We start from the raw sequence: 23,578 nt of genomic DNA, 5'->3' as shown, positions 1-23,578 counted from the left end.
CGTCGTTGCGCCGAGAGGCCGGGAGGGGGAAGAAGGGCCCCGCGGCTGGGAAGCCACGGGGCCCTTCTGTCATTACTTGCCGATCGGGCCGATGTAGGCGATCTTCCCGTCCAGGACGCGGTAGCCGTAGACGGTCGGCGCCTCGAGCTCGCCCGTCTTGTCCCACTTGAGGTGCTTCGCGAGGCCGTCAGCGTCGTACGACGTCACCCAGGCGAGCAGGTCGGCGCGCGACTGCTTGCCCTTGTCGATGCCGCTCAGCAGCACGGTGGCCGCGTCGTAGCCCTCGATCGAGTAGGTGCCCGGCGCCGCGTTGAACGCGTCGGTGTACTGCTTCGAGAAGTCGGTGAGCAGCTCACCCGGGATGCAGGGGCAGGTGAAGAACGCGTTCTTGGACGCGTCGCCGGCGAGCTTGATGAACTGGTCGTCCTTCACGCCGTCGGGGCCGACGAAGGCGCCCGTGAAGCCCTTGGCAGCGAGCTGCTGCGCGAGCGGCGCCGCCTCGGCGTAGTAGCCCGAGTAGTAGACCGCATCCGGCTTCGCGTTGATGATCTTCGAGATCGTCGCCGAGAAGTCCTTCTGCCCGGTGGTCACCTTGTCGGTGCCGACCAGCGCGTCGCCCAGGCCCTTGGACGTGGTCCCCGCCAGGCCGATGCCGTAGTCGGAGTCGTCCTGCACCAGGTAGACCTTCTTGGCCTTCAGGGTGTCGGTCAGGAACTTCGCCGCGGCCGGCCCCTGCTGCGCGTCGTTGCCGAGGCCGCGGAAGAAGGTCGTCCAGCCGTTCTGGGTCAGGCCCGGGTTGGTCGCCGAGGGCGTGATGTGCACGAGGCCCTGCTGCTGGAAGATGTTTCCGGTGGCCTTGGACTCGCCGGAGAACGGCAGACCGACGACGCCGAGGATGTCCGCCTCGGAGACCGCCTGCGTGGTCGGGCCGGTCGCCTTGTTCGGGTCGCCCTCCGTGTCGTACTTCTTGAACTGCACCTGGCAGCCGGGGTTGGCCTTGTTGTGCTGGTCGATGGCCAGCTGCACGCCCTGGAAGATGTTGATGCCGAGCTGCGCGTTCGGGCCGGTCTCGGCGCCGATGTAGGCGAGGGTGGTCGTGGCGGGACAGGTCGCCTTGCCGTCACCGGCCGGCAGGACCGCGTCCTTGGGCGTCTCGACCGAGGTCACCGCGGGGATGTCCGGGATGGATCCGCTGGAGCTTCCCGTCGTGCTGCCTCCTGCACCGGGCTGATTCGCGCAACCTGCGAGCAGAAGCAGCGCCGCTGCTGCTGCGACGCCCGCACTGAGGGCCTTCTTTCGCATCATTTTGTGATTGCCTTCCGATTCGGGTCATCGACCGCTCCTTGCGAACGTCGATGTCTTCAAGGTGTGGTGAGCGTACCTCTTTGCACGCGCTCCGCGAACGACATTAGTCCGACGGGGTGCCGTTTCTCGCGTCATCGGGCCGAACGGGTATTCGGATCGTTACACGCTGTTCTCGGGATCGACATCTGCGGACGCGCGACGCGCCCGGCGTGCACTCACCAGTCGTGGACCGTGCCGTCGGCGAGCCGGTTGAAGGGCAGGTACGCCTGCTCGTACGGATACCGGCCCGCCTCGTCGAGATCGAGCTCGACGCCGAGTCCCGGCTCGTCGCCCGGATGCAGCAGTCCGTCCCGCCAGCGGAACGACTGCCGGAACACCTCGTCGGTCCGCGCGGAGTGCTTCATGTACTCCTGGATCCCGAAGTTGTGGATGGCCAGCCCCAGATGCATCTGCGCCGCCATCCCCACCGGGGAGATGTCGGTCGGCCCGTGGAACCCGGAGCGGATCTGGTACAGCGCCGCGTACTCCATCGTCTTCTTCAGCGGCGTGATGCCCCCCATGTGCGTGACGGCGCCGCGCACGTAGTCGATGAGCTGCTCGCGGATGAGGTCCTTGAAGTCCCAGACGGTGTTGAAGACCTCGCCGATCGCGAGCGGCGTCGTGGTGTGCCGGCGCACGAGACGCAGCGCCTCCTGGTTCTCGGCGGGTGTGCAGTCCTCGAGCCAGAACAGGTCGTAGGGCTCGAGCTCCTTGCCGAGCTTCGCCGCCTGCAGGGGCGTCATCCGGTGGTGCCCGTCGTGCAGCAGCGGCAGCTCCGGGCCGAACTCGTTGCGCACCGCCTCGAAGACCCCGGGCAGATGGCGCAGATAGGCACGGGTGTCCCAGTCCTCCTGCATCGGGAGCGCCCCGCGCCGCGCCGGCTCGTGGTCGTAGCGCTCCTCTCCCCCGCCGGCCGCGGCCGCCTGCGAGGCGATGCCGTAGATCGCGTTCAGCCCCGGCACCCCCGTCTGCACGCGGATGGCACGGAACCCCTGCTCGAGGTGCGCGCGGACGGAGTCGAAGAGCTCGCTCAGGTCGGAGCCGGAGGCGTGCCCGTACGCCAGCAGGCCCTCCCGGCTCGCACCGCCGAGCAGCTGGTACAGCGGCATGCCCGCGGCGCGCGCCTTGATGTCCCACAGCGCCATGTCGACGGCGGCGATGGCCGCCATCGTGACGGGTCCGCGGCGCCAGTAGCCGCCGCGATAGAGGAACTGCCAGGTGTCCTCGATGCGGTGCGCATCCCGTCCCCGCAGCAGCGGCACCACGTGGTCGCGCAGGTAGGCGACGACCGCGAGCTCGCGGCCGTTCAGCGTCGCATCGCCGAGCCCGACGATGCCGTCGTCGGTCACGAGCCGGAGCGTGACGAAATTGCGGCTGGGACTGGTCACGACGACCTCTGCCCGTTCGATGATCATGGGTGCGCCTGCCTGCTCTCTGCCTCGGGGAGGACGGTGTCGGGGGTCGGGGGGTGCTGTTCCGGCTCGCGCGTCACAGCTTGAACGCCCGGCGCGGCACGGCATCGACGAGGTCGCGGATGATCTGCTCCGCCCGGGATCGCCGGATCCTGCCGTCCACCACCATCCGGGCGAGCGCGGCGGCGTCGGCCCGGCGCGCCATCTCGTGACGCACCGGGATCGAGAGGAAGGCGCGGGTGTCGTCCACGAACCCGCTGGACCGGTAGAAGCCGGCGGACTCGGCGGTCGCGGCGCGGAAGCGCGCGATCGCCTCTGGTGCGTCGATGAACCACCACGGCGAGCCGATGAACACGCTCGGATAGAAGCCGGCCAGGGGCGCGATCTCCCTCGAGAACACCGTCTCGTCGATCGTGAAGAGCACCAGGTGGAAGTCGCGCCGCAGGCCGAAGTCGTCCAGCAGCGGCTTGAGGTTGCGGACGTATTCGACCGGCACCGGGATGTCGGCCCCGGCATCGGCGCCGTACCGCCTGCGCACCGCCGGGGAGTGATCCCGGTGGACGCCGGGGTGGATCGTCATGACCAGGCCGTCCTCGACGCTCATCCGCGCCATCTGCCAGAGCATGTGCCCGCGGAACTCGCGCTCGTCGGCCGCATCCGCCTCTCCGGACAGCACGCGCTGGAAGAGGCGCTCCGCGTCGGCAGCCTCCATCGCCACGGTGTACGGCTCGATCACGCCGTGATCGGCGGAGAACGCGCCGTGCGCGACGAAGTGGCGGCGCCGCTCCTGCAGCGCATCCAGATAGGCGTCGAACGACGCGGGCCTGCCCCCGAGCAGGCGCAGCACGCGGGACGCGAAGCCGGGCGCGGCCGGATCGAGATAGGCGTCAGGGCGGAACGTCGGCGCCACCCGCCCGCGCACGTCTCCGCTCTCGCGCAGTCGTGCGTGTCCGGCGAGGTCGTCCAGCGGATCGTCCGTGGTGGCCAGCACGGCGATGCCGAACTCGTCGAACAGCGCCTGCGGGCGGAAGCGCTCCCCGGCCAGGGCCGCGGCGATCCGGTCGTAGACGCGATCGGCGGAGGCGGCGGTGAGCTCGTCCTCCACGCCGAACCGGTCGCGCAGCGTGCGCTCGAACCAGAACCCCGATGCGGTGCCGGCGAACAGATGCCAGCGTCCGGCGAGCAGCCGCCACGCTGCGCGCGGGTCGACGGCGGCGCCGACGCCGAGGTCGGCGAGGTCCACTCCGTCGGCGTGCAGCAGCCTCGTCACGTAGTGGTCCGGCGTGATCAGCAGAGCGGTCGGGTCGGGGAAGGCCCTGTCTTCGGCGAGCATCGCGGCGTCGACGTGTCCGTGCGGCGAGATGATCGGGGCGGTGCGCACCTCCGCGAACAGCTCCCGAGCGATCCCGCGCTCGACCGGATCGGCGGCGAAGAGCGCGTCGTCGACGGTGTGCTCAGTCACGGATGGTCCTCCTTCGTCCCCCGGAACCCTATCCAGGATCCACACGATTGGCAACCGCTTGCCATCCTGTCTTTCCTGGTTTCTGAAACAGCGGAAGGGTCATGTCTGGCAACCGCTCGCTGCGCGAAGCGGACAGCACGGTCATCGGCCTCGACCGACGCGATAATCTGGAAAGCCCATCCACGCTTTCGTCTGGAGTCCCGCGTGTCAGAAACCACCGCCCACGCCAACATCGGAGTCGTCGGGCTCGCCGTCATGGGCTCGAACCTCGCCCGCAACCTCGCCAGCCGCGAGGGCAACACGGTGGCGATCTTCAACCGCAGCTACGAGAAGACGCAGGGCGTGCTGGACGCCCACCCCGAGGCCGGATTCATCCCCGCCTCCACGTACCAGGAGTTCGCCGACGCACTGCAGAAGCCCCGCACCGCGATCATCATGGTCAAGGCCGGCGCCGGCACCGACGCGGTGATCGACGAGCTCGTGAAGGTGTTCGAGCCGGGCGACATCATCGTCGACGGCGGCAACGCGTACTTCCCCGACACGATCCGCCGCGAGAAGGCGGTGCGCTCCACCGGCATCAACTTCGTCGGCGCGGGCATCTCTGGCGGCGAGGAGGGCGCGCTCACCGGGCCCTCGATCATGCCGGGCGGATCCGACGAGTCCTGGGTGACGCTGGGCCCGATCCTGCGCTCCATCGCCGCGATCGCGGAGGGCGAGCCGTGCGTGACGCACGTGGGCCACGACGGCGCGGGCCACTTCGTGAAGATGGTGCACAACGGCATCGAGTACGCCGACATGCAGCTCATCGCCGAGGCCTACGACCTGATCCGTCGCGGCACCGGCAAGACCCCGGCCGAGATCGCCGAGATCTTCGCCGAGTGGAACAAGGGCGAGCTCGAGTCGTACCTCATCGAGATCACCGCGGAGGTGCTCCGCCAGGTCGACGCCGCCACCGGCGCACCGCTCGTGGACGTCATCCTCGACCAGGCCGGCGCCAAGGGCACCGGCGCGTGGACCGTGCAGACCGCGCTGTCCCTCGGCGTCCCGGTCTCCGGCATCGCCGAGGCCACCTTCGCACGTTCGCTGAGCTCGCACCCCGAGCAGCGCGCCGTCGCCGGCGCCCTGCCCGGACCCGACGAGGCCTTCACGGTCCCCGCCGACCAGGTGGACGCGTTCATCGAGGACGTGCGCCTCGCGCTGTACGCATCCAAGATCGTCGCCTACTCGCAGGGCTTCGACGAGATCCGCGCGGGTGCCGCCGAGTACGGCTGGAACATCGACCTCGGTGCGATCAGCAAGATCTGGCGCGGCGGCTGCATCATCCGCGCGCAGTTCCTGAACCGCATCGCCGACGCGTACGCCGAGACCCCGGACCTTCCGGTCCTGATGACGGCGCCGTACTTCGCCGAGGCGATCGGCCGCGCACAGGCGGCGTGGCGCCGCGTCGTCGTCGCGGCCGCACAGGCCGGGATCCCCGCGCCCGCGTTCTCGTCGTCGCTGTCGTACTACGACGGCATCCGCGCCGACCGCCTCCCCGCCGCGCTCGTGCAGGGGCAGCGCGACTTCTTCGGCGCGCACACCTACAAGCGCATCGACAAGCCCGGCACCTTCCACACCCAGTGGTCCGGCGACCGCACCGAGATCGAGGCCGTCGACACGCACTGACGCCACCCCACAAACGAGTCGTCCCCCTCAGCACGTCCTATGGACGTGCTGAGGGGGACGACTCGCAAGTGGAGGGGGTCAGACCTCGTTCAGGCGGCCGTTCTTGAGGCGGAGCCGGCGGTGCGCACGCTTGGCCACCGCCGAGTCGTGCGTCACGGCGATGAGCGTCAGCCCCTCCGCGCACAGCGATTCCAGCAGCGCCAGGATCTCGTCCCGCATCTCCTCGTCCAGGTTTCCGGTCGGCTCGTCCGCGAGGAGCACGCGCGGCTTCTTCACGATGGCCCGCGCGATCGCGACGCGCTGCTGCTGTCCGCCGGAGAGCTCGCCGGGAAGGTGGTCGCCACGATCGGCCAGCCCCACGTGGGCCAGCGCCTCCTCGACCCTGGCGCGGCGTTCGTCGACGCCCACGTTCGATGGGACCAGCGCCATGGCGACGTTCTCCCGTGCGGTGAGGGTCGGGATGAGGTTGAACCCCTGGAACACGAAGCCGATCTCCTCGGCCCGGATCCTGCCGAGCTCCTTGTTCGAGGCCGAGGCGAGCTCGACGCCGCCGAGGAGCAGCGAGCCGCCCGTCGGCCGGTCGAGTGCGCCGAGCAGCTGCAGCAGCGTGGACTTCCCCCCGCCGGTCGGCCCCTGGATGGTGACGAACTCGCCGGCGCCGATCTCGACGGTCACGCCGGTGAGCGGGGTGACCGTGCGTCCCTGGGTCGCGTAGGTGCGCGTGACGCCTTCGAGGCGGTACAGCGCCTCGCTCGGAGTGCTTTCGATGATGCTCATGACTGGTGTTCCTCCTGCTGTTCCGGATGCGTGTCTCAGGCGGCGGACCGCAGTGCTTCGGCGGGGCTCAGCCGGGCGGCGCGCCAGCCGCCGATCGCCCCGGCGACGAGGCCTCCGAGGATCGCCAGTCCCACCGCGGCGACGAGGATCCAGAGGCTGAGCGGGGCGTGCAGCACGACGTTCTGCACCGATTCGCCGACACCGCGGAAGCCGCCTCCCCCGCCTGCGCCGGGGAAGGCTCCCCCACCCCCGGCGGCCCCGCTCGCGGCGCCCTCGCCGCCCCCGGCGGCCCGGCGCGCGAAGCCCGAGGCCGATGCGCCGGAGATCGTGGGCTGCACGAGGTTGATCACGAGAACGCCCACCAGGCCGAGGGCGAGACCCGCCGCGCCGCCGATCAGCCCCTGCACGAGCGACTCCCCCGCCACCTGGCGCACGATCCGGCCGTTGGACCAGCCGATGGCCTTGAGCGTGCCGAACTCGCGGGTGCGCCGTGCCACTCCGGAGAGCGTGAAGAGGACGGCGAGCAGCACCGCCACGGCGAGCACGATGATCGACAGCCAGGTGCCGAGCCCCTCGATCATGCCCGCGGCGCTGGAGAGCGATACGGAGACGGTGGAGGCGAGATCGGCCTGCGAGCTCACCGTGGCATCGGGCAGCGCCCTGGCGAGGGCGGTCTGCACGGAGGAGATGTCGTCGGCCGACGACGCCTTGACGTAGATCGTCGAGACGACGTCGCCCGTGCCGGCGATCTTCTGCGCGGTGTCCAGCGGCAGATACACGTTCGCCGCCGTGTCCGCCGAGTCGGAGGAGGACGTCACGATCCCGACGATCTTCACCGTGGATCCGCCGACGTCGATCGTCCCGCCGACGCTCAGGCTCTTGGACGTCGCATATGTGCTGTCCACCACGGCCACGAGCTGGCCGGCGTCCCCGTCGGCCAGGGCCCGACCGGAGGAGACCTTCACGGACGACAGCGGGCCGACGGTCGACCCGGCGGCCGGGTCGACGCCGAGCACGGTGAACGAGTTGAGGCCGAAGTTGCCGCCGCCGAACCGAGGGCGCTCGCCCGTGCCGCCCTGCCCCGTGCCGCCTTCGCCCTGCCCGCCGCCGGTCTGCCCGGCCCCGGTCTGGCCGGTGCCGCCCTGCGCGCCCTGCTGGGCGATCTGGCCATCGAACGTCAGGTTGGTCAGGCTCAGCGCCCCCGTGGCGGCGGCCACGCCCTGGGTGCCGGAGATCGTCTCGACGCCGGTCGCGGCGAGCGTGCCCCGTGCCGGCGAAGCGCGCAGCACGGAGGTCTTCAGCGAGGTGGACCCATCGCTGCCGGTCGCGCCGCCGTCGGCTCCGAAGTCGAAGCGCTGCCCCGTGTCGCTGCCCCGCTGGGCGGGTGCTCCCGTGACCGTGAGATCGGTGCCGACGCCGTACACGCGGGCCAGAGCCTCGGTCTGCGCGTCGCGCACACCGGCGGAGAGCGCGTTGACGACGATCACGAGGGCGATCGCGACGGCCAGGCCGACAGCGACGATCACCGTCTGCCTCTTCCGCCCGGCCAGCTCTCGGCGCAGATAGGTCCCGTACATGGTTCTCCTCTTCGGTCACTCTTGCCCTGGTGACGCTAGGAGCGCGGTCTGGGCCGCGTTGATGGCGTTGCTATGCGCGCGCTAAGCACCCTCCTGCACCCAAAGCTCATAGACCATTCATAGGAACCTGAGGAGAATGGATCCCATGAACGATCACGCCACTGAGCTGCGCCGCCCCGACGGCTCCCCCCTGCGGATCCTCGCGGTCGACGACGAGCCGATGCTCACCGACCTGCTCGCCATGGCCCTGCGCATGGAGGGCTGGGAGGTCCGCACCGCCGGGTCAGGGCTCGAGGCGCTGCAGGTCGCCCGCGACTTCGGCCCCGACGCCCTGGTCCTCGACGTCATGATGCCCGACCTGGACGGGCTCGGCGTCCTCAAGCGCCTGCGCGAGCAGGGCAACATGGTGCCGGTGCTGTTCCTCACCGCCAAGGACGCGGTGGGCGATCGGATCGCCGGCCTCACCGCCGGAGGGGACGACTACGTCACCAAGCCGTTCAGTCTCGAGGAGGTCGTCGCCCGGCTGCGGGCCGTGATCCGCCGTTCCGGCGGGGCGACCACGAGCGAGAGCGACTCGATCCTCCAGGTCGGCGATCTCACCCTCAACGAGGACAGCCACGAGGTGGTCCGCGACGGGGACGAGATCGAGCTCACCGCGACCGAGTTCGAACTGCTGCGCTTCCTCATGCGCAACGAGCGCCGAGTGCTGTCGAAGGCGCAGATCCTCGACCGGGTGTGGAGCTACGACTTCGGCGGCCGCTCCAGTGTCGTCGAGCTCTACATCTCGTATCTGCGCAAGAAGCTCGACGCCGGTCGTGACGTGCCGCTGATCCACACCGTCCGCGGTGTCGGCTACATGATCAAGGCCCCGCAGCAGTAAGCCCGCGCACCCGATGGAGTCCTCCCGCCGATGAACCCGTTCCGCCCCCGCCCGCGCGGCCCGCTCTCCCTGCAGACCCGCCTCATGGCCGCGGTCACCGGGTTCGTGTCGCTGATCCTCGTCGTCATCGCCATCGCGACGAGCGTGGTGCTCGGGAACGTGCTCAACGGGAGGCTGCAGGACGAGCTGTCGGCCACCGCGAAGAGCGTCGGCGCCATCGCCCGGCAGTCGGCCGTGATCGGACACTTCGTGCCCGCCGCGTCCGACCTCGTGGTGGGGCCCACCGGCGTGCCCAACGGCACGCTCGTCATCGTGGTCTCGGAGAGCGGAGCCGCCAGCGGCACGGTGGTCACGTCCGACCGGGTGGCGCAGGATCTCACCGCCCTGCAGATCCACCAGGCCGTCACCGCGCTCTCGGAGGGACGCTACGCGGAGGATCTCTCCCAGCTCGGCGACTATCAGTTCGTGCACCAGCCCGTGCCCCCGGCGGGCCCGACGCAGTTCGAGGTGATCACGGGTCTGCCCCGCGCCTCCACCGAGGCGCAGATCACGACGCTGTTCTCGATGATCGCGCTCACCACGATCGGCGGGCTCATCCTGCTCGCGCTCTCCACCGCGATCACGATCCGGGTGGCCCTGCGCCCGCTGCGCGAGGTCGCGGCCACGGCGAACCGCGTCGCGAACCAGCCTCTGGACCGCGGAGACGTGTCGATCACCGAGCGCGTGCCCGCGGCCGAGGCGGATCCGCGCACCGAGACCGGACTGGTCGGCGCCGCCCTGAACACGCTGCTCGACCACGTCGACGCGTCCCTCGCCGTGCGTCAGCGCAACGAGGAGCGGATGCGGCAGTTCGTCGCCGATGCGAGCCACGAGCTGCGCACGCCGCTCTCGTCGATCCGCGGCTACTCCGAGCTCTCGCTGCGCGCGCTGTCGAGGTCGGAGGCGCCGGAGGACCCCGCCACCGCCTCGGCGCACACCGCGCTGGAGCGCATCCAGGCGCAGTCCCTCCGGATGACCAGCCTCGTCGAGGATCTGCTGCTGCTCGCCCGCCTGGAGGAGGGCAGGGAGCTGTCGCTGTCGTCCGTCGACCTCTCCCGCCTCGCGATCGAGGGCGTCGAGGACGCACGCCCGACGGCCCCCGATCACGAGTGGTCGATCGACGTGCCGGAGGAGCCCGTGGAGCTTATCGGCGACACCGGCCGGCTGCAGCAGGTCGTCACGAACCTCATCGCCAACGCGCGCACGCACACCCCGGCCGGCACCCGGATCTCGATCGAGGTCGCCGACGAGGACGACGCCGCCGTGCTGCGGGTGAGCGACGACGGCCCCGGCATCGATCCCGCCGTCCGCGACGAGCTGTTCAGCCGCTTCGCGCGCGGCGACCGCTCGCGCAACCGGGCGACCGGCGGATCCGGGCTCGGCCTGTCGATCACCAAGGCGATCGTGGACGGTCACGGCGGCACGATCTCCGTGCAGAGCGAACCGGGCGCGACCACGTTCACCGTCCGGCTGCCGCACGTCCCGCATCCGCAGACCGGCGCGACGCCGACCGCGGATGCGGCACCCGGCGCCCCCGCCGGATCCGCCTCCGCTGCTCGGCCCGACGAGGACCGCCCGGCCGAGGACCGCACCGCCGGGGGCGGCCACGAGATGACCCGCACCGTCGGCGGACGCTGAGCCCGCGGGCGCTCAGGCGCGTGCGCCCGCCGGGTCAGTAGCCCGCGAACGCATCGGTCGTGACCCGACGAGCGCCGCGCAGGGTCGGCGCGAGGTCCGCGAGGAGCCGGGGCGGCCCCGAGACGTAGGCGTGGCGTCGCGCCAGGTCCGGAACCAGCTCCCGCAGCAGCGCGGCGTCCAGCCGCCCTCCCCCGGCCCACTTCGCCCCCGCGGGCAGGGCCTCGGGGCGGTCCGGGGTCACGACGACGATCCGCGCCCCGGATGCGGCGAGCTCGTCGAGATAGGCGCACTCCTGCGCTGAGGACGCGACGAGCACGAGCACGCAGTCCGTGCGGTCTCCGGCGCCGAGCTGCGACACGAACGGCGTCACGCCGATCCCCGCGGCGAGGAGAAGCACGGGGACGTCACGGGCGGGCAGCACGAAGTCCCCCCAGACACCGGTGGCGGTGAGCACGTCGTCGGCCTGCACCACGCCGAGCGCGCGCTTGAAGGTGGATCCCGGCTCGGCCTCCCGATAGGCGATGCGCACGAAAGGCAGCTCCGCCGGAGCGGAGACGATGCTGAACTCGCGACGCGTGCCCCGGGCGTCGGGGCGGCGATGCGGCACCTGCAGCTCGAGGTACTGGCCCGGTGCGAAGCGGAACCGCCGGCGCGTCCGGAAGGTGAGCTCGTGCACGGTGGGGGTGAGCGCTCTGCGGCGCACCAGGGACAGCCGGATCCCGGATCGGGCGACGAGCACAGCGGCGAGCAGGTTGCCGACGAGCAGCGCCCGCTCCTGCCCGAGGGTGATGACGCCGAGCGACAGCGGCCAGCCGGCGAGTACGCCGACCACGGCCGCGACGAGCAGCTGCTGCCCGCGCCGCGCCGGCAGGGTGAGCGGCTCGGTCAGCATGAACGCGCCGAGGAACAGCACGGGCGACTGCAGCAGCACGGTCGTGAGCAGGCCCGCCGGATCGACCGCGATGCCGGCCGCGGCGGACTGCACGGAGAGCCGTGCCGTCGCCACCGCGGCGTAGACCGCGACGAAGAGCAGCACGACCGCGACGCGTTCGGTGCGCCACAGCACCAGCAGGCCGAGCAGGACCACGGGCAGCGCGAGGGCGGGCGTGCCCACCCACCAGGCGGAGAAGCCCAGCGTCGTGAGGGTGAGCACCGTCGCCCCGACCGCGGCGGGGTTGAGCAGATGCCGCCCGCGCCAGACCAGCACGTACTTGGATGCGCTCGCGACGACGCCTGCGAGGGCGATGCCGCCGATCTGGTCGGGGTTCGCCCCCGGCTGCACCACGAACAGCAGGATCAGCGCCGTGATCAGCGACGACTCGATCCGCCGCGGCACTCGCAGCAGGGCCTGGGCGACCGCGTCGGTGCAGAAGGTCGCGACCAGCAGCAGGGCGAGACTGGCGACGACGTCCAGCGGCGTGACGCCGATCCAGCCGAGCGCCGACTCGACCACGGCGACCACGGCCAGCGCGATGAGCGCGTACAGCGTGAGCCGGTACATCGACAGACGCCCCAGCTGCGCGAGCACGCGCTGCTGCACGCCGACCAGCGTCGCGATCATGCGAACACCTCCATCCGATCCCCGGCCGACCACTCCACCGCGCCCGCGGTGGTCATCCGCACCCATTCCACACCGAACCGGTCGGCGAAGGCGGGACCGCCGTCGAAGAACAGCGCCGTGGCGGCGGCGTCGGCGAGCATCGCCTCCTCCGCGATCGCCCAGGTCGCGGCGACCGTGCGCACGGGCTCGCCGGTCCGGGCGTCCAGCACGTGGTGCAGTCCGCCGTGCGGCCCTGGCCAGGCGCGCCGGTTCACGGCCGACCCGCACAGCGCGGCATCCGCGACCTCGGCGACGCCGATCGCCCGCGTCCCGTCGAACGGATGCTCCAGTCCCACCCGGATCGGCGGGCCGCTCAGCCGCAGGTCGCCTCCGGCGTCGACGAGACGCTCGGCATGCCCGAGCGCGCCCAGCAGGTCGTGCACGACGTCGACGAGGCGCCCCTTGCCGATCGCCCCGACGTCGATGAGGGCCGGGGCGTGCAGCGTGAGCGCTCCGTCGTCCCAGGCGAGCTGGTCGGCCCAATCCCCCGGCGCCGGGAGCGGACCGCGGTCGTGCAGCGAGTACCGCGCATCGTATCCCCGGGCCGAGAGGCTGTCGCCGACGAGCGGCTGCACCGCCCCGCCCGTCGCCTCCGCCAGCTCCCGGTAGAGGTCGAGCATGGCGCGCGCATCCGGCGGAGCGGGAACCTCCTGGGGCTCCGCGGCCAGCGCCGTCACGAGCGAGTCGTCGCGGAACCGCGACCAGGTGTGGTCGAAATCGTCGATCGTCTCGCCGACGGCGTCGCGGTCCACATCGGCCAGGGGCCGGGAGGTCGCGATCTCCCAGACGGTGCCGATCGCCTCGAACCGCCAGACGTGGTCCACTCAGCCGTCCTTGCGCGAGGGCCGGCCGGCCCGAACCGGATCCGGCTGCGCCGCGGAAGGACCCACGTCAGCTCTTGGCCTCGGTACGGATGGTCGCCAGCGCCTGGGTGAAGCCCTTGCTCGTGAGCGAGGACCCGGACACCCGGCTGACGGAGATCTCGTCGAGCTTCTTGCCGACCACCTGCGCCGAGATGCCGCCGATGAACTGCGACTGATAATGCTCCGTCTCCGACGCCTGCGGGTCCCCGGTGACCTTCACCGCGGTCACCGTGTCACCGTGTCACCGGCGATCGTGATCGACACCGTGATCTTCTCCACGGTCTCCGGCGTCTGGTACGAGCCGTCGGCGGTGTAGGTGCCGTCCTTGTACGTGCCGCCCGTGCCCGAGGCTGCGGGCGCCGATGCCTCCGCGGTGCTCTGCGTTGCGGGCGTGTCCTTCGTCGTCTCCGCGGAGGAAGCCTCGGCCGCACAGCCGGCGAGCAGCAGCGTTCCGGCGATGCCGACGAGGGCGGATCCTTGGCGTACCGAGGGCGAGAGCTTCATACGATCCAGCTTCAGCAATCCACCTGTGCGTCACCTTTGAGATGTCGGGACGCCCCGTGAAGGACGAGGGGCCGGCCGGGATGCGCCCGGCCGGCCCCTCGTCGATCTCAGGTCAGGCGGCTCCGTCGAACATGCTCGTGACGGATCCGTCCTCGAACACCTGGCGGATGGCGGTGGCGAGCAGCGGCGCGATCGGCAGGATGCGCAGCCCCGGGAACCGGCGCGCCTCGGAGAGCGGGATGGTGTCGGTGACGACGACCTCGTCGATCGCGGAGTCCTGCAGGCGCTCGCTGGCCGGATCCGAGAAGATCGCGTGCGTCGCCGCGACGATCACCTTGCGGGCGCCGTTGGCCTTGAGCGCCTGAGCCGCCTTCACGATCGTGCCGCCGGTGTCGATCATGTCGTCGACGAGGAGGCAGGTGCGTCCGTCGACGGTTCCGACGATCTCGTGGACCGAGACCTGGTTGGCGACCTTCGGGTCGCGGCGCTTGTGGATGATCGCGAGCGGAGCGTCGAGGCTGTCGGACCAGGTGTCGGCGACGCGCACGCGTCCCATGTCGGGCGAGACGATGGTGAGCGTGGCGCGGTCCTCCGCGGTCAGCGTGTCCTCGAAGTGCTCGAGCAGCACGGGCTTGGCGAAGAGGTGGTCGACCGGGCCGTCGAAGAAGCCCTGGATCTGGGCGGCGTGCAGGTCGACGCTCATCACGCGGTCGGCGCCGGCGACCTTGAGCATGTCGGCGACGAGACGCGCCGAGATGGGCTCGCGACCCCGGCCCTTCTTGTCCTGCCGGGCGTAGGGGTAGTAGGGGGCGACCACGGTGATGCGCTTGGCCGACGCGCGCTTGGCGGCGTCGAGCATGATGAGCGTCTCCATGAGCCACTCGTTGATCGGATCCCCGAAGGACTGGATGATGAACAGGTCGCAGCCGCGGATCGACACCTCGAACCGGGCGTAGAGCTCGCCGGACGCGAAGGTGCGGTGCTCGACCGGCGCGATCTCCGTGCCGAGGGCCGCGGCGACCGCCGCGACCAGCTCGGGGTGCGAGCGCCCGCCGGCGACGACGAGCCGCTTCTTGGTCTTCGCGACCAGACCTGGCGCGATGTCGTTCTCGCGATCCAGTTCGACCGTCGTGTTCTTCTTGCGCCCCATCGGACCCGCCTATTCCGCCGAATCGGCACGCGCCGCGTCTGCTGCGGCCGTGCCTGCTCTGTTCTTCTCGACCCACCCCTCGATGTTGCGCTGGGGTGCGACGCTCATCGCGAGGGCACCGGCGGGGACGTCCTTGCGGACGACGGCTCCGGCGCCGGTCTTCGCGCCGGCTCCCAGCCTAACGGGCGCGACGAGCACCGTGTGCGAGCCCGTGTGCACCTCGTCCCCGATCTCGGTGCGGTGCTTGTTGACGTCGTCGTAGTTCGCCGTGATCGTGGAGGCGCCGAGGTTGACGCCGCGACCGACCGTCGCATCGCCGACGTACGAGAGGTGCGGAACCTTGGATCCCTCGCCGATCTGGGCGTTCTTCGTCTCGACGTAGGCGCCGATCTTGCCCTCGTCGCCCAGCGTCGTGCCGGCGCGGAGGTAGGAGAACGGCCCGACCGTCGCGCGCGCGCCGATCACGGCGAGGGTCGCCTCGGAGCGGCGCACCTCGGCGTCCTCCCCCACCTCGCAGCTGACGAGGGTGGTGTCGGGGCCGATGACGGCGCCGGAGGCGACGGTGCTCGCCCGCAGGATGTGGGTGTTCGGCAGCACCGTGACGTCGGGCGCGAGCGTCACGTCGTCGTCGATCCAGGTGGTCGCGGGATCCTGGATGGTCACGCCCTCGCGCTGCCAGCGCCGCACGATGCGGTCGTTCAGCGTGCGCGCGGCCTCGGCGAGCTGCACCCGGTCGTTGATGCCGAACGTGGCGGTGGTGTCGGCCGCGATCTCGACGGCGACCTTCTCGTCGTGCGCGCGCAGCAGGCCGATGACCGTGGTCAGGTACATCTCGCCCTGGGCGTTGTCGGTCGTGACCTGGGCGAGCTCGGTGCGCAGGAGCCCGGCACGGAACACGTACACGCCGGCGTTGATCTCGCGCGTCGCCTTCTCGGCGTCGTCCGCGTCCTTCTGCTCGACGATCCGGGCGACGTCGCCGGCGGCGTCGCGGATGACCCGTCCGTATCCGGTCGGGTCGTCGACGATGGCGCTCAGGATCGTCGCCGCAGCGGCAGCGGCGCGGTGCCCGTCGACGAGCGCCTGCAGCGTCTCGGCCTTCAGCAGCGGCACGTCGCCGGAGAGAACCAGCACGTCGCCGTCGAAGCCCTCCGGGAGCGCGTCGAGGGCGACCTGCACGGCACGCCCGGTGCCGGGGATGTCGTCCTGATCGACGATGACCGCTTCCGGATGCTCGGCGGCGAGCGCCGCGACCACCTGATCGCGCTCGTGGCGCACCACGACCTCGACGGTCTCTGCGCCCAGCTGCGAGGCGGTGGCGAGCACATGCCCCACGAGGGTACGTCCGCCGATGGGGTGCAGCACCTTGGGCAGCCGGGACTTCATGCGGGTGCCCTGCCCTGCGGCGAGCACGATGATGGCGAGTGCGTTCTTCGTCATGCTCCGCCGCCAGGATTCGAACCTGAACCTCACAGCTCCAAAGGCTGTCGTGCTGCCGTTACACCACGGCGGACCGCGGGCGCCGGGATGACGGCCGCCCCCTAAGTCTGCCAGACCGCATCATGCGTGACGGGCGCGGAACACCCCGGCAACACCCGCGTAACGTCGCTGCGAGACCCTGGGGTCATGAGGATCCGCATCTCCCGGGTGGACACCCCGACTCCCGACCTCGAACGCTTCCTGGCCGATCACCTGCGCGACATGGAGGCGACCGCACCGCCGGAGAGCCGGCACGCCCTGGACCTCTCCCGTCTGTTCGTGCCGACCGTGCGCCTGTTCACGGCGACGGTGGACGGCGTCCTCGCCGGCACGGGAGCGCTGGCCGCGCTCGAGCCCGGCCACGAAGAGCTCAAGTCGATGCGCACGGCCTCGCGGATGCGGGGGCGCGGAGTCGCATCCGTGCTGCTCGCGGCCCTGCTCGATGACGCGCGCGACCGCGGGATCGGCCGGGTGTCGCTGGAGACCGGTGCCGATGACTTCTTCTGGCCCGCCCATCGGCTCTACGCCAAGGCCGGATTCGACGAATGCGCACCGTTCGGCGGGTACGTCGAGGATCCTCACAGCCTGTTCCTCACCATCGCGGTCGTCCCGAGGACCGCCGTCGGCGCGGCGGTCGCGGTCGGTCGATAATGGACGGATGAGCATCGGCGAGCAGCGCACGGGCGACGAGGTCGACCGGATCGTCGAGGCGTGGAACACGCAGCGCCCCGACCTCGACTTCTCGCCGCTCGAGGTGCTCTCGCGTGTCGACCGCCTCTCGCGCCTGCTGGACCGCGCCCGCCGCGACGTGTTCCGTCGGAGCGATCTGGAGACCTGGGAGTGGGACGTGCTGTCGGCGCTGCGCCGCGCGGGCGCCCCGTTCCAGCTCAGCCCGAAGCAGCTGCTGCAGCAGACGCTGGTCTCCAGCGGCACCATGACCAATCGCATCGATCGGCTGGTGGGCCGCCGCCTGGTGCGCCGCGAGGCGGATCCGGACGACGGCCGGAGCGTGCTCGTGACCCTCACCGACGACGGCAGGGTGCGGGTCGACGCGGCGATCACCCGCCTCGTCGATGCGGAGGCCACGCTGCTGTCGGCGCTGAGCCGCAGCGACCGCGAGCGCATCGCCGCCCTGCTGCGCAAGCTCAGCCTGAGCTTCGACGCCTGACGGCCTCGCGGGCGCTCAGGCGTCCGGGTCCACGATCACCACGACCTTGCCGGTGACCCGTCCGCTCTCCACCCGCTCCTGCGCCGCCGCGAGGTCGTCGAAACCGAACTCCGCATCCAGGTGCACGGCGAGTCGTCCCGCGTCGGCGAGAGCGGCGATCTCCGCCAGCTGCGCGCCGTTCGCGGCCACCAGGATCCGCTGCACGGGATCCGCTCCCCAGGAGCGCAGCTCGGCCTCCTGAGCCGCGGAGAACCCGGTGATCGTGATCACGGCGGTGCCCGCATCGACCGCCCCGCGCGGCGGCAGCGTGTCCGAGACCGTCACGATGACGGCGTCGACCGCCCCGATGGCGGCGAGCGCGGACTCGTCGCGGTAGTCGATCACCTCGTCCGCTCCCCAGGAGGCGACGAGGTCCTGCTTCGCCGGGCTCGCCGTCGCGATCACGAGGGCGCCCCTCGCCTTCGCGAGCTGCACGGCCACATGCCCGACCCCGCCCGCCCCGCCGAGCACGAGCACGCGCGCATCGCGGTCCGCACCGATGCCCGCGGCATCCAGCGCCTGCCACGCGGTGAGCGCCGCGAGCGGGGCAGCGCCCGCCTGCGCGGTGCTCCACGCCCGCGGCGCCGCGGCCAGGTCGGCGGCGGGCACCGCCACGAGCTCGGCCAGGGTGTGCGCAGCCTCGGGGAAGCGTGCGAGAGCGAACACGGCGTCGCCAACGGCCCACCCGGTCACCCCGTCGCCGACGGCCACGACCGTCCCGGCGACGTCCCACCCGGGGCGGTCCGAGTAGCGGATCGCCCCGAAGTCGTGGCCGGCCGCGCGGATCTTCACGTCCACCGGGTTGAGGCCGACCGCTCCCACCCGCACGAGGACCTCGCCCGGTCCGGCCGCCGGGGCCTCGACGTCGCGGAACCCGATGACCTCCGCCGCCCGCCCGGGGCCGGTGTATGCCGCTGCACGCATGATGCCCCCTCCGTCAGACCTGCGCCGGCGTCCACTCGGAGACGCTGCGCAGCCGCGCGATCTCGTCGTCGGCGAGCGAGAGGCGTCCTCCGGCGAGCAGATCCGGCACTTGCTCCGGCGTGCGGGCGCTCGCGATCGGCGCGACCACCGCGGGCTGCGCGCGCAGCCACGCGAGCGCGGTCGCCGCGATCGACGCCCCGTGCGCGTCGCCGATCTCCTCGAGGGCGTCGATGATGCGCAGGCCGTGCTCCGTCGCGTACTTCGCGGCGCCGGCGGCGCGCGGCGACGTGTGACCCGCCTCGTCGACGGACCGGTACTTGCCCGTGAGGAAGCCGCTCGCCAGGGCGTAGTACGGCACGAGGCCGAGTCCGAACTCGGTCGCGACGGGGATGATCGTCTCCTCGACCTCGTTGCGGTGCACGAGGTTGTAGTGCGGCTGCACGGCGACCGGAGCGGCGACCCCGGTGGCCCGCGCGATCTCCATCCACGCGCGGATCCGGTCGGCCGAGTAGTTGGACACCGCGATGTTGCGCACCAGTCCGTCCGTGACGAGCTGCCCGAACGCCCCGACGGTCTCCTCGAGGGGCACGGTCTCGTCGTCGAAGTGCGCGTAGTACAGGTCGATCGCGTCGACTCCGAGCCGGCCGAGCGACGCCTCCGCCGCGCGGCGGATGTTCGCCGCCGACAGCCCGGGGAACTGCGGATGCTGGCTCACCTTCGTGGCGACCACGACCCCCTGTGGGCGCCGCGAGGCGAGCCACGCGCCGATGATCGTCTCGCTCTCGCCCCCGCTGTTGCCCGGCACCCAGGCGCTGTAAGCGTCGGCCGTGTCGATGAAGTCTCCGCCGCCGGCCACGAAGGCGTCCAGCACGGCGAACGACGTGTCGCGGTCGGCGGTCCAGCCGAACACGTTGCCGCCGAGCGAGAGCGGGAAGACGGACAGGTCACTGGATCCGATGCGAGTCATACCCGGCGCAACCGCGGTCGCGGCGAGACTATTTCCCGATCACGCGGATCCGCACCCGTCGCAGAAGATGCCGTTCCGAGCGGACCAGGGCGACGTCTTCTGCGACGGGAAGGACTGCACCGTCGTCGCACGGCGCCCGGCTCCGTCGCTCCCGGCACCGAGAACTAGGCTGGACCGGATGGCGATGCGCTCCCCCCTGCCCGTACGCGACGGCGTTGGCGCGACCCGGCTCCGGGTGCCGTCGGACGGCCCGTGGCCGACCGTCGGCGCCTTCATGGCCGAGCGCTTCTCGCACCTCGATCCGGAATACCTGCTGGCGCGGTTCGACCGCGGCGAGATCGTCGCCCTGGACGGCTCCGCGCTCACCCGGCAGACCCCACTGGGCGTGCACGACTTCGTCTGGTACTACCGCGAGCCGCCCGCCGAGAAGGCGATCCCGTTCGACGTGGAGATCCTGCATCAGGACGCGGATCTCGTCGTCGTCGACAAGCCGCACTTCCTGCCGACGACGCCGGGCGGCAAGTATCTGCAGAACTCCGCACTCGTGCGCCTGCGCAACGCCCTCGGGATCCCCGAGCTCACGCCGATCCACCGTCTGGACCGCGCGACCGCCGGACTGCTGATGTTCTCGGCGCGCCCCGCGACGCGCGGCGCCTACCAGCTGCTCTTCGAACGCCGCGAGGTCGAGAAGGTCTACGAGGCCGTCTCCCTCCTGCCCGCCGGCTGGGATCCCGCGGCCCCCGCCCTCCTCGGCTCGACGTTCCCGCTCGTGCACCGCAATCACATCGCCAAGCTCCGCGGGCAGGTGCGGGTGCAGACGGATCCGGCGCGCGAGCCGAACGCCGAGACCCGGATCGAGCTGCTCGGGTTCGACGACCGTGTCCTGCACACCCTGCTGCGCCCCCATTCGGGACGCATGCATCAGCTGCGCGTGCACCTCGCCGAGCTCGGCGCGGGGATCATGAACGACGGGTTCTACCCCGACCTGCTCCCCGAGACCCCCGACGACTTCGCGCATCCCCTGCAGCTGCTGGCCCGGGAACTGCGCTTCACGGATCCCCTGTCGGGCGCTCCGCGAGGGTTCACCACCCGGCGCACACTGCAGGAGGCGCCGTCCGCGCGACAGTGACCCGCACCCGCCGGCCGTTCTGCAGGGAGCCCCTGTCGTTCTGCAGGGAGCCCCTGTCGTTCTGCAGGACGGTCCACGGCGTCCGCCCCCCGGATCCCCGGTCGATCAGCGCGCCACGACCCGGCGGCGCCAGCAGAACGGCGCGCCCTCCCTGCAGAACGACGCACCCTCCCTGCAGAACGGCGCGACGCGGTCAGCGCCGCATGATCCGCCGGGCGAGCCAGGTGCCGAAGGTCTGCACGAGATGGACGAACACGACGATGAGGATGATGGCCGCCCACATCACGACCGGCTCGAACTGCCGGAAGCCGTAGACCTGGGCGAAGGCGCCCAGTCCGCCGCCGCCGACGAGGCCGGCCATCGCCGTCATGTCGATGAGCGCCACCACGATGAACGTGTAGCCGAGGATCAGCGGGCCGAGCGCCTCGGGCATCGCGACCGTGAGCAGGATCCGCCACGGACCGGCGCCCATCGACCGGGCCGCCTCGATCACGCCCGGCGACACCGAGACGAGGTGCTGCTCCACGATCCGCCCGATCGCGAAGGATGCCGCGACCCCGATCGCGAACGCCCCCGCATTGATCCCGATCCCGGTTCCGATGACGATCCGGGTGAACGGCTGCAGCACCGCGATGAAGATCACGAACGGGATCGGCCGGATGAAGTTCACCAGGAACGAGATGAGGATGCTCAGCGGGCGGTTCGCCATCAGTCCGCCGGGGCGGGTCACATAGAGGCCGATGCCGATGACGGTGCCGATCACGCCTGCCATCGCGAGCGCGAACGTGGTCATGTACAGCGTCTCGAGCGCCGCCTGCCAGAAGTCCGGCAGAAGTTCGATCAGGCGATCCATCAGCGCACCTCCCCCTCTGCCGCCGCCGCGCCGGCCGCGCGGGCCGCCTCGGTCACGGTCGCATGCGCCCCGATCTTCGTGAGTGCGGCGTCGATCGCGGCATCCGACCCGCGGATCGCGAGGGTGAGGTGTCCGAAGGCGCGACCGCGGATGTCGTTGATGCCGCCGTAGACGAGCTCGAATCCGAGCCCCGCCTCCGCGAGATCCAGGAAGACCTGCGCCTGGGAGGAGTCGCCGTCGCGGAAGGAGAAGGTGACGAGCCGGCCCTCGTGGCGGGCCTGCAGCGACGCCTGCTCCGCGGGGCTGGGGACGCCCTTGATGACGGTGCCGACGAAGCGCTGCGACGCCGGGTTCTGCGGGTTCGAGAACACCTCGAACACGTCGCCCTGCTCGACGACGCGGCCGTTCTCCATCACCGCGACCTTGGTGGCGAGCGTCTGGATGACGTCCATCTCATGGGTGATGACCACGATCGTCACCCCCTGCTCGCGGTTCACCCGGTCGAGCAGTTCGAGCACCTCGTGCGTCGTCTGCGGGTCGAGCGCGCTAGTCGCCTCGTCGGCGAGCAGGATGGCCGGCCGGGTGGCCAGCGCCCGGGCGATGCCGACGCGCTGCTTCTGCCCGCCGGAGAGCTGCTCGGGGTACGCCCTGGCCTTGTCGGACAGGCCGACGAAGGCGAGGAGCTCGGTGACCCGCGCCTCGATGTCGGCTTTAGCCCAGCCCGCGAGCCTGAGCGGGTAGGCGATGTTCGCGCGCACCGTCTTCGCCGAGAAGAGGTTGAACTGCTGGAAGATCATGCCGATGCCGCCGCGCACCCTGCGCAGCTCCCGCTCGGAGAGGGTCGTGACATCGACGCCGTCGACCACGAGGCGTCCGCTCGTCGTCGGCTCCAGCGCGTTGATCAGCCGCACCAGGGTGGACTTCCCCGCCCCGGAGTAGCCGATGATCCCGAACACGTCGCCCTGGGCGATGTCGAGGGACACGTCGTCGACGGCGACCACGGGCGCGCCGTCCTTCGTCGCGGGCGGATAGGACTTGGTGACGCCCTGCAGGCTCACGATCGGCATGGGTTCTCCGGAGGTAGCGGTGGCACGGGAATCGGGCGGCGCAGAACGCGCCGCCCGATTCTCTCGCGTGGTCGACTCAGCCCTTGTGGGCCGTGACGTCGGCCTCGACCTTGGTCAGGGTCTTCTGGAGCTCGGCGGGCGCGATCTTCAGCGGAACGCCGGTGTCGCCCGAGGCCTTCGCGAGGCCCTTCTGCACGGCCTCGTCCGTCTGGAAGATCTCGACCAGCTTCTGGTAGGTCGCGTTGTCCTTCTCCTTGGCCGGCGCCGCGAAGATGTTCACGTACGGGAGCGCGTTGGGATCCTTCGGGTCGTCCTGGGCGATGGCGTCCTTGAAGGTGAGCCCTGCGTCCTTGACGAAGTCGTTGTTGATGATCGCGGCGGCGACGTCCGGAAGCGACGTCGGGATCAGCGCGGCCTCGAGCGCGGTGACCTTGACCTTCGACTTCGCCGTGTCGACGTCGGCGAGATCGGAGAAGATCGAGCCGCCGCTCTTGAGCGTGATGAGGCCGGCCGACTGCAGGACGAGCAGCCCGCGCGCCTGGTTGGACGCGTCATCCGGCACCGCGACGGTCTCGCCCGCGGGGATGTCCTTCACACTCTTGTACTTCTTCGAGTACAGGCCCAGCGGGTAGATCGCGGTCGAGCCGACCGGCTGCAGGTCCTTGCCCGACTTCACGTTGTACTGCGCGAGGTACACGATGTGCTGGAACTGGTTGAGGTCGATCTCGCCCTCGGAGAGCGCCGGGTTGGGCTGCTCGTACGAGCCGAAGTCCACCAGCTCGACGGTGATGCCCTCCTTCTTCGCGGCCTCGACGAACGCGGGCCACTGCGGGTCGCTCTTGCCGACGACGCCGACCTTGACCGTCTTGCCGGTCTCGGCGGTCGGGTCGGATCCGGCGTTCGACGCCGACGAGCAGCCGACGAGGGAGAAGACGAGCGCGGCGGCCGCGGTGGCGGCGGCGAGCGCGGTGGTGAGCTTGCGGGACATGTGCGGTGGGTTCCTCTCTTGGGGGACGCCACCACGCTATGAGCCGGGCCGAGCGC

The 23,578-nt window shown here is 71.1% G+C and carries 22 protein-coding genes and 1 tRNA gene; 6 read left to right on the top strand and 17 right to left on the bottom strand.

Going from position 1 to position 23,578, the window contains the following annotated elements:
- Positions 1-72 precede the first annotated feature (72 nt).
- The 3 genes from WFJ01_RS09960 to uxaC all read right to left on the bottom strand — a co-directional run bounded on the left by WFJ01_RS09960 (position 73) and on the right by uxaC (position 4,218).
- Positions 73-1,305, bottom strand: coding sequence for a branched-chain amino acid ABC transporter substrate-binding protein (locus WFJ01_RS09960; RefSeq protein WP_251445218.1), 1,233 nt, complete (start codon positions 1,303-1,305; stop codon positions 73-75).
- A 215-nt stretch (positions 1,306-1,520) separates the two neighbouring features.
- Positions 1,521-2,759: a D-mannonate dehydratase ManD gene (gene manD / locus WFJ01_RS09955; protein WP_251445221.1), complete on the bottom strand. Its 1,239-nt coding sequence runs from the start codon at positions 2,757-2,759 to the stop codon at positions 1,521-1,523.
- 73 nt (positions 2,760-2,832) lie between these two features.
- On the bottom strand, positions 2,833-4,218 hold the full coding sequence (uxaC, locus tag WFJ01_RS09950; RefSeq protein WP_336628928.1) for a glucuronate isomerase: 1,386 nt from the start codon (positions 4,216-4,218) through the stop codon (positions 2,833-2,835).
- Positions 4,219-4,422: 204 nt separating this feature from the next.
- On the opposite strand from uxaC, the gene gndA reads away from it, so the two are divergent.
- Positions 4,423-5,883 (top strand): NADP-dependent phosphogluconate dehydrogenase, encoded by a 1,461-nt coding sequence (gene gndA, locus WFJ01_RS09945; RefSeq protein WP_336628927.1) that lies wholly within the window; start codon positions 4,423-4,425, stop codon positions 5,881-5,883.
- Between the two features lie 78 nt (positions 5,884-5,961).
- Here gndA and WFJ01_RS09940 read toward each other — a convergent pair whose 3' ends face one another.
- Positions 5,962-6,660, bottom strand: coding sequence for an ABC transporter ATP-binding protein (locus tag WFJ01_RS09940; RefSeq protein WP_336628926.1), 699 nt, complete (start codon positions 6,658-6,660; stop codon positions 5,962-5,964).
- A 35-nt stretch (positions 6,661-6,695) separates the two neighbouring features.
- Positions 6,696-8,237, bottom strand: a complete 1,542-nt coding sequence (locus WFJ01_RS09935; protein ID WP_336628925.1) for an ABC transporter permease — start codon at positions 8,235-8,237, stop codon at positions 6,696-6,698.
- 145 nt (positions 8,238-8,382) lie between these two features.
- On the opposite strand from WFJ01_RS09935, the gene WFJ01_RS09930 reads away from it, so the two are divergent.
- Together WFJ01_RS09930 and WFJ01_RS09925 are read left to right on the top strand one after the other, a co-directional pair.
- Positions 8,383-9,117: a response regulator transcription factor gene (locus WFJ01_RS09930; RefSeq protein WP_251445266.1), complete on the top strand. Its 735-nt coding sequence runs from the start codon at positions 8,383-8,385 to the stop codon at positions 9,115-9,117.
- A gap of 30 nt (positions 9,118-9,147) precedes the next feature.
- Positions 9,148-10,794, top strand: a complete 1,647-nt coding sequence (locus tag WFJ01_RS09925) for a sensor histidine kinase (RefSeq protein ID WP_251445269.1) — start codon at positions 9,148-9,150, stop codon at positions 10,792-10,794.
- A 34-nt stretch (positions 10,795-10,828) separates the two neighbouring features.
- On the opposite strand, the gene WFJ01_RS09920 is transcribed toward WFJ01_RS09925, so the two are convergent.
- From WFJ01_RS09920 to WFJ01_RS09890, 7 genes are all read right to left on the bottom strand, one after another.
- Entirely contained in the window at positions 10,829-12,355 is a 1,527-nt protein-coding gene (locus WFJ01_RS09920; protein WP_336628924.1) for an FAD-dependent oxidoreductase, read from the bottom strand.
- Positions 12,352-13,218 (bottom strand): FAD:protein FMN transferase, encoded by an 867-nt coding sequence (locus WFJ01_RS09915; protein ID WP_336628923.1) that lies wholly within the window; start codon positions 13,216-13,218, stop codon positions 12,352-12,354. The genes WFJ01_RS09920 and WFJ01_RS09915 overlap by 4 nt, the downstream gene beginning before the upstream one ends.
- Positions 13,219-13,285: 67 nt before the next feature.
- Entirely contained in the window at positions 13,286-13,486 is a 201-nt protein-coding gene (locus WFJ01_RS09910) for a hypothetical protein (RefSeq protein ID WP_336628922.1), read from the bottom strand.
- Complete coding sequence (locus tag WFJ01_RS09905; protein WP_336628921.1) at positions 13,483-13,761, bottom strand: hypothetical protein; 279 nt, start codon at positions 13,759-13,761, stop codon at positions 13,483-13,485. The genes WFJ01_RS09910 and WFJ01_RS09905 overlap by 4 nt, the downstream gene beginning before the upstream one ends.
- Positions 13,762-13,873: 112 nt before the next feature.
- Positions 13,874-14,911 carry a ribose-phosphate diphosphokinase gene (locus WFJ01_RS09900; RefSeq protein ID WP_251445284.1) on the bottom strand — a complete coding sequence of 346 codons (1,038 nt, stop codon included), beginning with the start codon at positions 14,909-14,911 and terminating at the stop codon, positions 13,874-13,876.
- Positions 14,912-14,920: 9 nt separating this feature from the next.
- Complete coding sequence (gene glmU, locus WFJ01_RS09895) at positions 14,921-16,348, bottom strand: bifunctional UDP-N-acetylglucosamine diphosphorylase/glucosamine-1-phosphate N-acetyltransferase GlmU (protein ID WP_336628920.1); 1,428 nt, start codon at positions 16,346-16,348, stop codon at positions 14,921-14,923.
- A 1-nt stretch (position 16,349) separates the two neighbouring features.
- A tRNA-Gln gene (locus WFJ01_RS09890) sits at positions 16,350-16,421 on the bottom strand.
- Between the two features lie 113 nt (positions 16,422-16,534).
- Between WFJ01_RS09890 and WFJ01_RS09885 the strand changes: the two genes are divergently transcribed.
- Both WFJ01_RS09885 and WFJ01_RS09880 read left to right on the top strand, forming a co-directional pair.
- Positions 16,535-17,038, top strand: coding sequence for a GNAT family N-acetyltransferase (locus WFJ01_RS09885; protein ID WP_336628919.1), 504 nt, complete (start codon positions 16,535-16,537; stop codon positions 17,036-17,038).
- Between the two features lie 7 nt (positions 17,039-17,045).
- The gene (locus tag WFJ01_RS09880; protein ID WP_251445293.1) at positions 17,046-17,555 is read left to right on the top strand and encodes a MarR family winged helix-turn-helix transcriptional regulator; all 510 of its coding nucleotides are present in this window, start codon (positions 17,046-17,048) and stop codon (positions 17,553-17,555) included.
- Positions 17,556-17,570: 15 nt separating this feature from the next.
- Here WFJ01_RS09880 and WFJ01_RS09875 read toward each other — a convergent pair whose 3' ends face one another.
- Positions 17,571-18,518, bottom strand: coding sequence for a zinc-binding dehydrogenase (locus tag WFJ01_RS09875; RefSeq protein ID WP_336628918.1), 948 nt, complete (start codon positions 18,516-18,518; stop codon positions 17,571-17,573).
- Positions 18,519-18,531: 13 nt separating this feature from the next.
- The gene (locus WFJ01_RS09870) at positions 18,532-19,485 is read right to left on the bottom strand and encodes an aldo/keto reductase (RefSeq protein WP_295034266.1); all 954 of its coding nucleotides are present in this window, start codon (positions 19,483-19,485) and stop codon (positions 18,532-18,534) included.
- A gap of 178 nt (positions 19,486-19,663) precedes the next feature.
- Here WFJ01_RS09870 and WFJ01_RS09865 point away from each other — a divergent pair, with 178 nt between their 5' ends.
- Positions 19,664-20,614 carry a pseudouridine synthase gene (locus WFJ01_RS09865; RefSeq protein ID WP_336628917.1) on the top strand — a complete coding sequence of 317 codons (951 nt, stop codon included), beginning with the start codon at positions 19,664-19,666 and terminating at the stop codon, positions 20,612-20,614.
- Positions 20,615-20,807: 193 nt separating this feature from the next.
- On the opposite strand, the gene WFJ01_RS09860 is transcribed toward WFJ01_RS09865, so the two are convergent.
- From WFJ01_RS09860 to WFJ01_RS09850, 3 genes are all read right to left on the bottom strand, one after another.
- The gene (locus WFJ01_RS09860; protein WP_295034611.1) at positions 20,808-21,467 is read right to left on the bottom strand and encodes a methionine ABC transporter permease; all 660 of its coding nucleotides are present in this window, start codon (positions 21,465-21,467) and stop codon (positions 20,808-20,810) included.
- Positions 21,467-22,534, bottom strand: a complete 1,068-nt coding sequence (locus WFJ01_RS09855; protein WP_336628916.1) for a methionine ABC transporter ATP-binding protein — start codon at positions 22,532-22,534, stop codon at positions 21,467-21,469. Before WFJ01_RS09855 ends, WFJ01_RS09860 begins: the two co-directional genes overlap by 1 nt.
- 76 nt (positions 22,535-22,610) lie before the next feature.
- Complete coding sequence (locus WFJ01_RS09850; RefSeq protein ID WP_251445312.1) at positions 22,611-23,522, bottom strand: MetQ/NlpA family ABC transporter substrate-binding protein; 912 nt, start codon at positions 23,520-23,522, stop codon at positions 22,611-22,613.
- Positions 23,523-23,578 lie beyond the last annotated feature (56 nt).

This window comes from Microbacterium sp. MMO-35 (assembly GCF_037147555.1).
GTDB lineage: Bacteria > Actinomycetota > Actinomycetes > Actinomycetales > Microbacteriaceae > Microbacterium.
The sequence above is the reverse complement of the archived record's forward strand: the minus strand, read 5'-3'. Positions and strand labels throughout refer to the sequence as shown.

What these genes read in the sequence shown, in the direction of transcription:
- WFJ01_RS09960 (WP_251445218.1), bottom strand. Translation starts at nt 1,305, where the DNA reads ATGATGCGAAAGAAGGCCCTCAGTGCGGGCGTCGCAGCAGCAGCGGCG.
- manD (WP_251445221.1), bottom strand. Translation starts at nt 2,759, where the DNA reads ATGATCATCGAACGGGCAGAGGTCGTCGTGACCAGTCCCAGCCGCAAT.
- WFJ01_RS09940 (WP_336628926.1), bottom strand. Translation starts at nt 6,660, where the DNA reads ATGAGCATCATCGAAAGCACTCCGAGCGAGGCGCTGTACCGCCTCGAA.
- WFJ01_RS09935 (WP_336628925.1), bottom strand. Translation starts at nt 8,237, where the DNA reads ATGTACGGGACCTATCTGCGCCGAGAGCTGGCCGGGCGGAAGAGGCAG.
- WFJ01_RS09930 (WP_251445266.1), top strand. Translation starts at nt 8,383, where the DNA reads ATGAACGATCACGCCACTGAGCTGCGCCGCCCCGACGGCTCCCCCCTG.
- WFJ01_RS09925 (WP_251445269.1), top strand. Translation starts at nt 9,148, where the DNA reads ATGAACCCGTTCCGCCCCCGCCCGCGCGGCCCGCTCTCCCTGCAGACC.
- WFJ01_RS09920 (WP_336628924.1), bottom strand. Translation starts at nt 12,355, where the DNA reads ATGATCGCGACGCTGGTCGGCGTGCAGCAGCGCGTGCTCGCGCAGCTG.
- WFJ01_RS09905 (WP_336628921.1), bottom strand. Translation starts at nt 13,761, where the DNA reads ATGAAGCTCTCGCCCTCGGTACGCCAAGGATCCGCCCTCGTCGGCATC.
- WFJ01_RS09900 (WP_251445284.1), bottom strand. Translation starts at nt 14,911, where the DNA reads ATGGGGCGCAAGAAGAACACGACGGTCGAACTGGATCGCGAGAACGAC.
- glmU (WP_336628920.1), bottom strand. Translation starts at nt 16,348, where the DNA reads ATGACGAAGAACGCACTCGCCATCATCGTGCTCGCCGCAGGGCAGGGC.
- WFJ01_RS09885 (WP_336628919.1), top strand. Translation starts at nt 16,535, where the DNA reads ATGAGGATCCGCATCTCCCGGGTGGACACCCCGACTCCCGACCTCGAA.
- WFJ01_RS09880 (WP_251445293.1), top strand. Translation starts at nt 17,046, where the DNA reads ATGAGCATCGGCGAGCAGCGCACGGGCGACGAGGTCGACCGGATCGTC.
- WFJ01_RS09875 (WP_336628918.1), bottom strand. Translation starts at nt 18,518, where the DNA reads ATGCGTGCAGCGGCATACACCGGCCCCGGGCGGGCGGCGGAGGTCATC.
- WFJ01_RS09870 (WP_295034266.1), bottom strand. Translation starts at nt 19,485, where the DNA reads ATGACTCGCATCGGATCCAGTGACCTGTCCGTCTTCCCGCTCTCGCTC.
- WFJ01_RS09865 (WP_336628917.1), top strand. Translation starts at nt 19,664, where the DNA reads ATGGCGATGCGCTCCCCCCTGCCCGTACGCGACGGCGTTGGCGCGACC.
- WFJ01_RS09860 (WP_295034611.1), bottom strand. Translation starts at nt 21,467, where the DNA reads ATGGATCGCCTGATCGAACTTCTGCCGGACTTCTGGCAGGCGGCGCTC.
- WFJ01_RS09855 (WP_336628916.1), bottom strand. Translation starts at nt 22,534, where the DNA reads ATGCCGATCGTGAGCCTGCAGGGCGTCACCAAGTCCTATCCGCCCGCG.
- WFJ01_RS09850 (WP_251445312.1), bottom strand. Translation starts at nt 23,522, where the DNA reads ATGTCCCGCAAGCTCACCACCGCGCTCGCCGCCGCCACCGCGGCCGCC.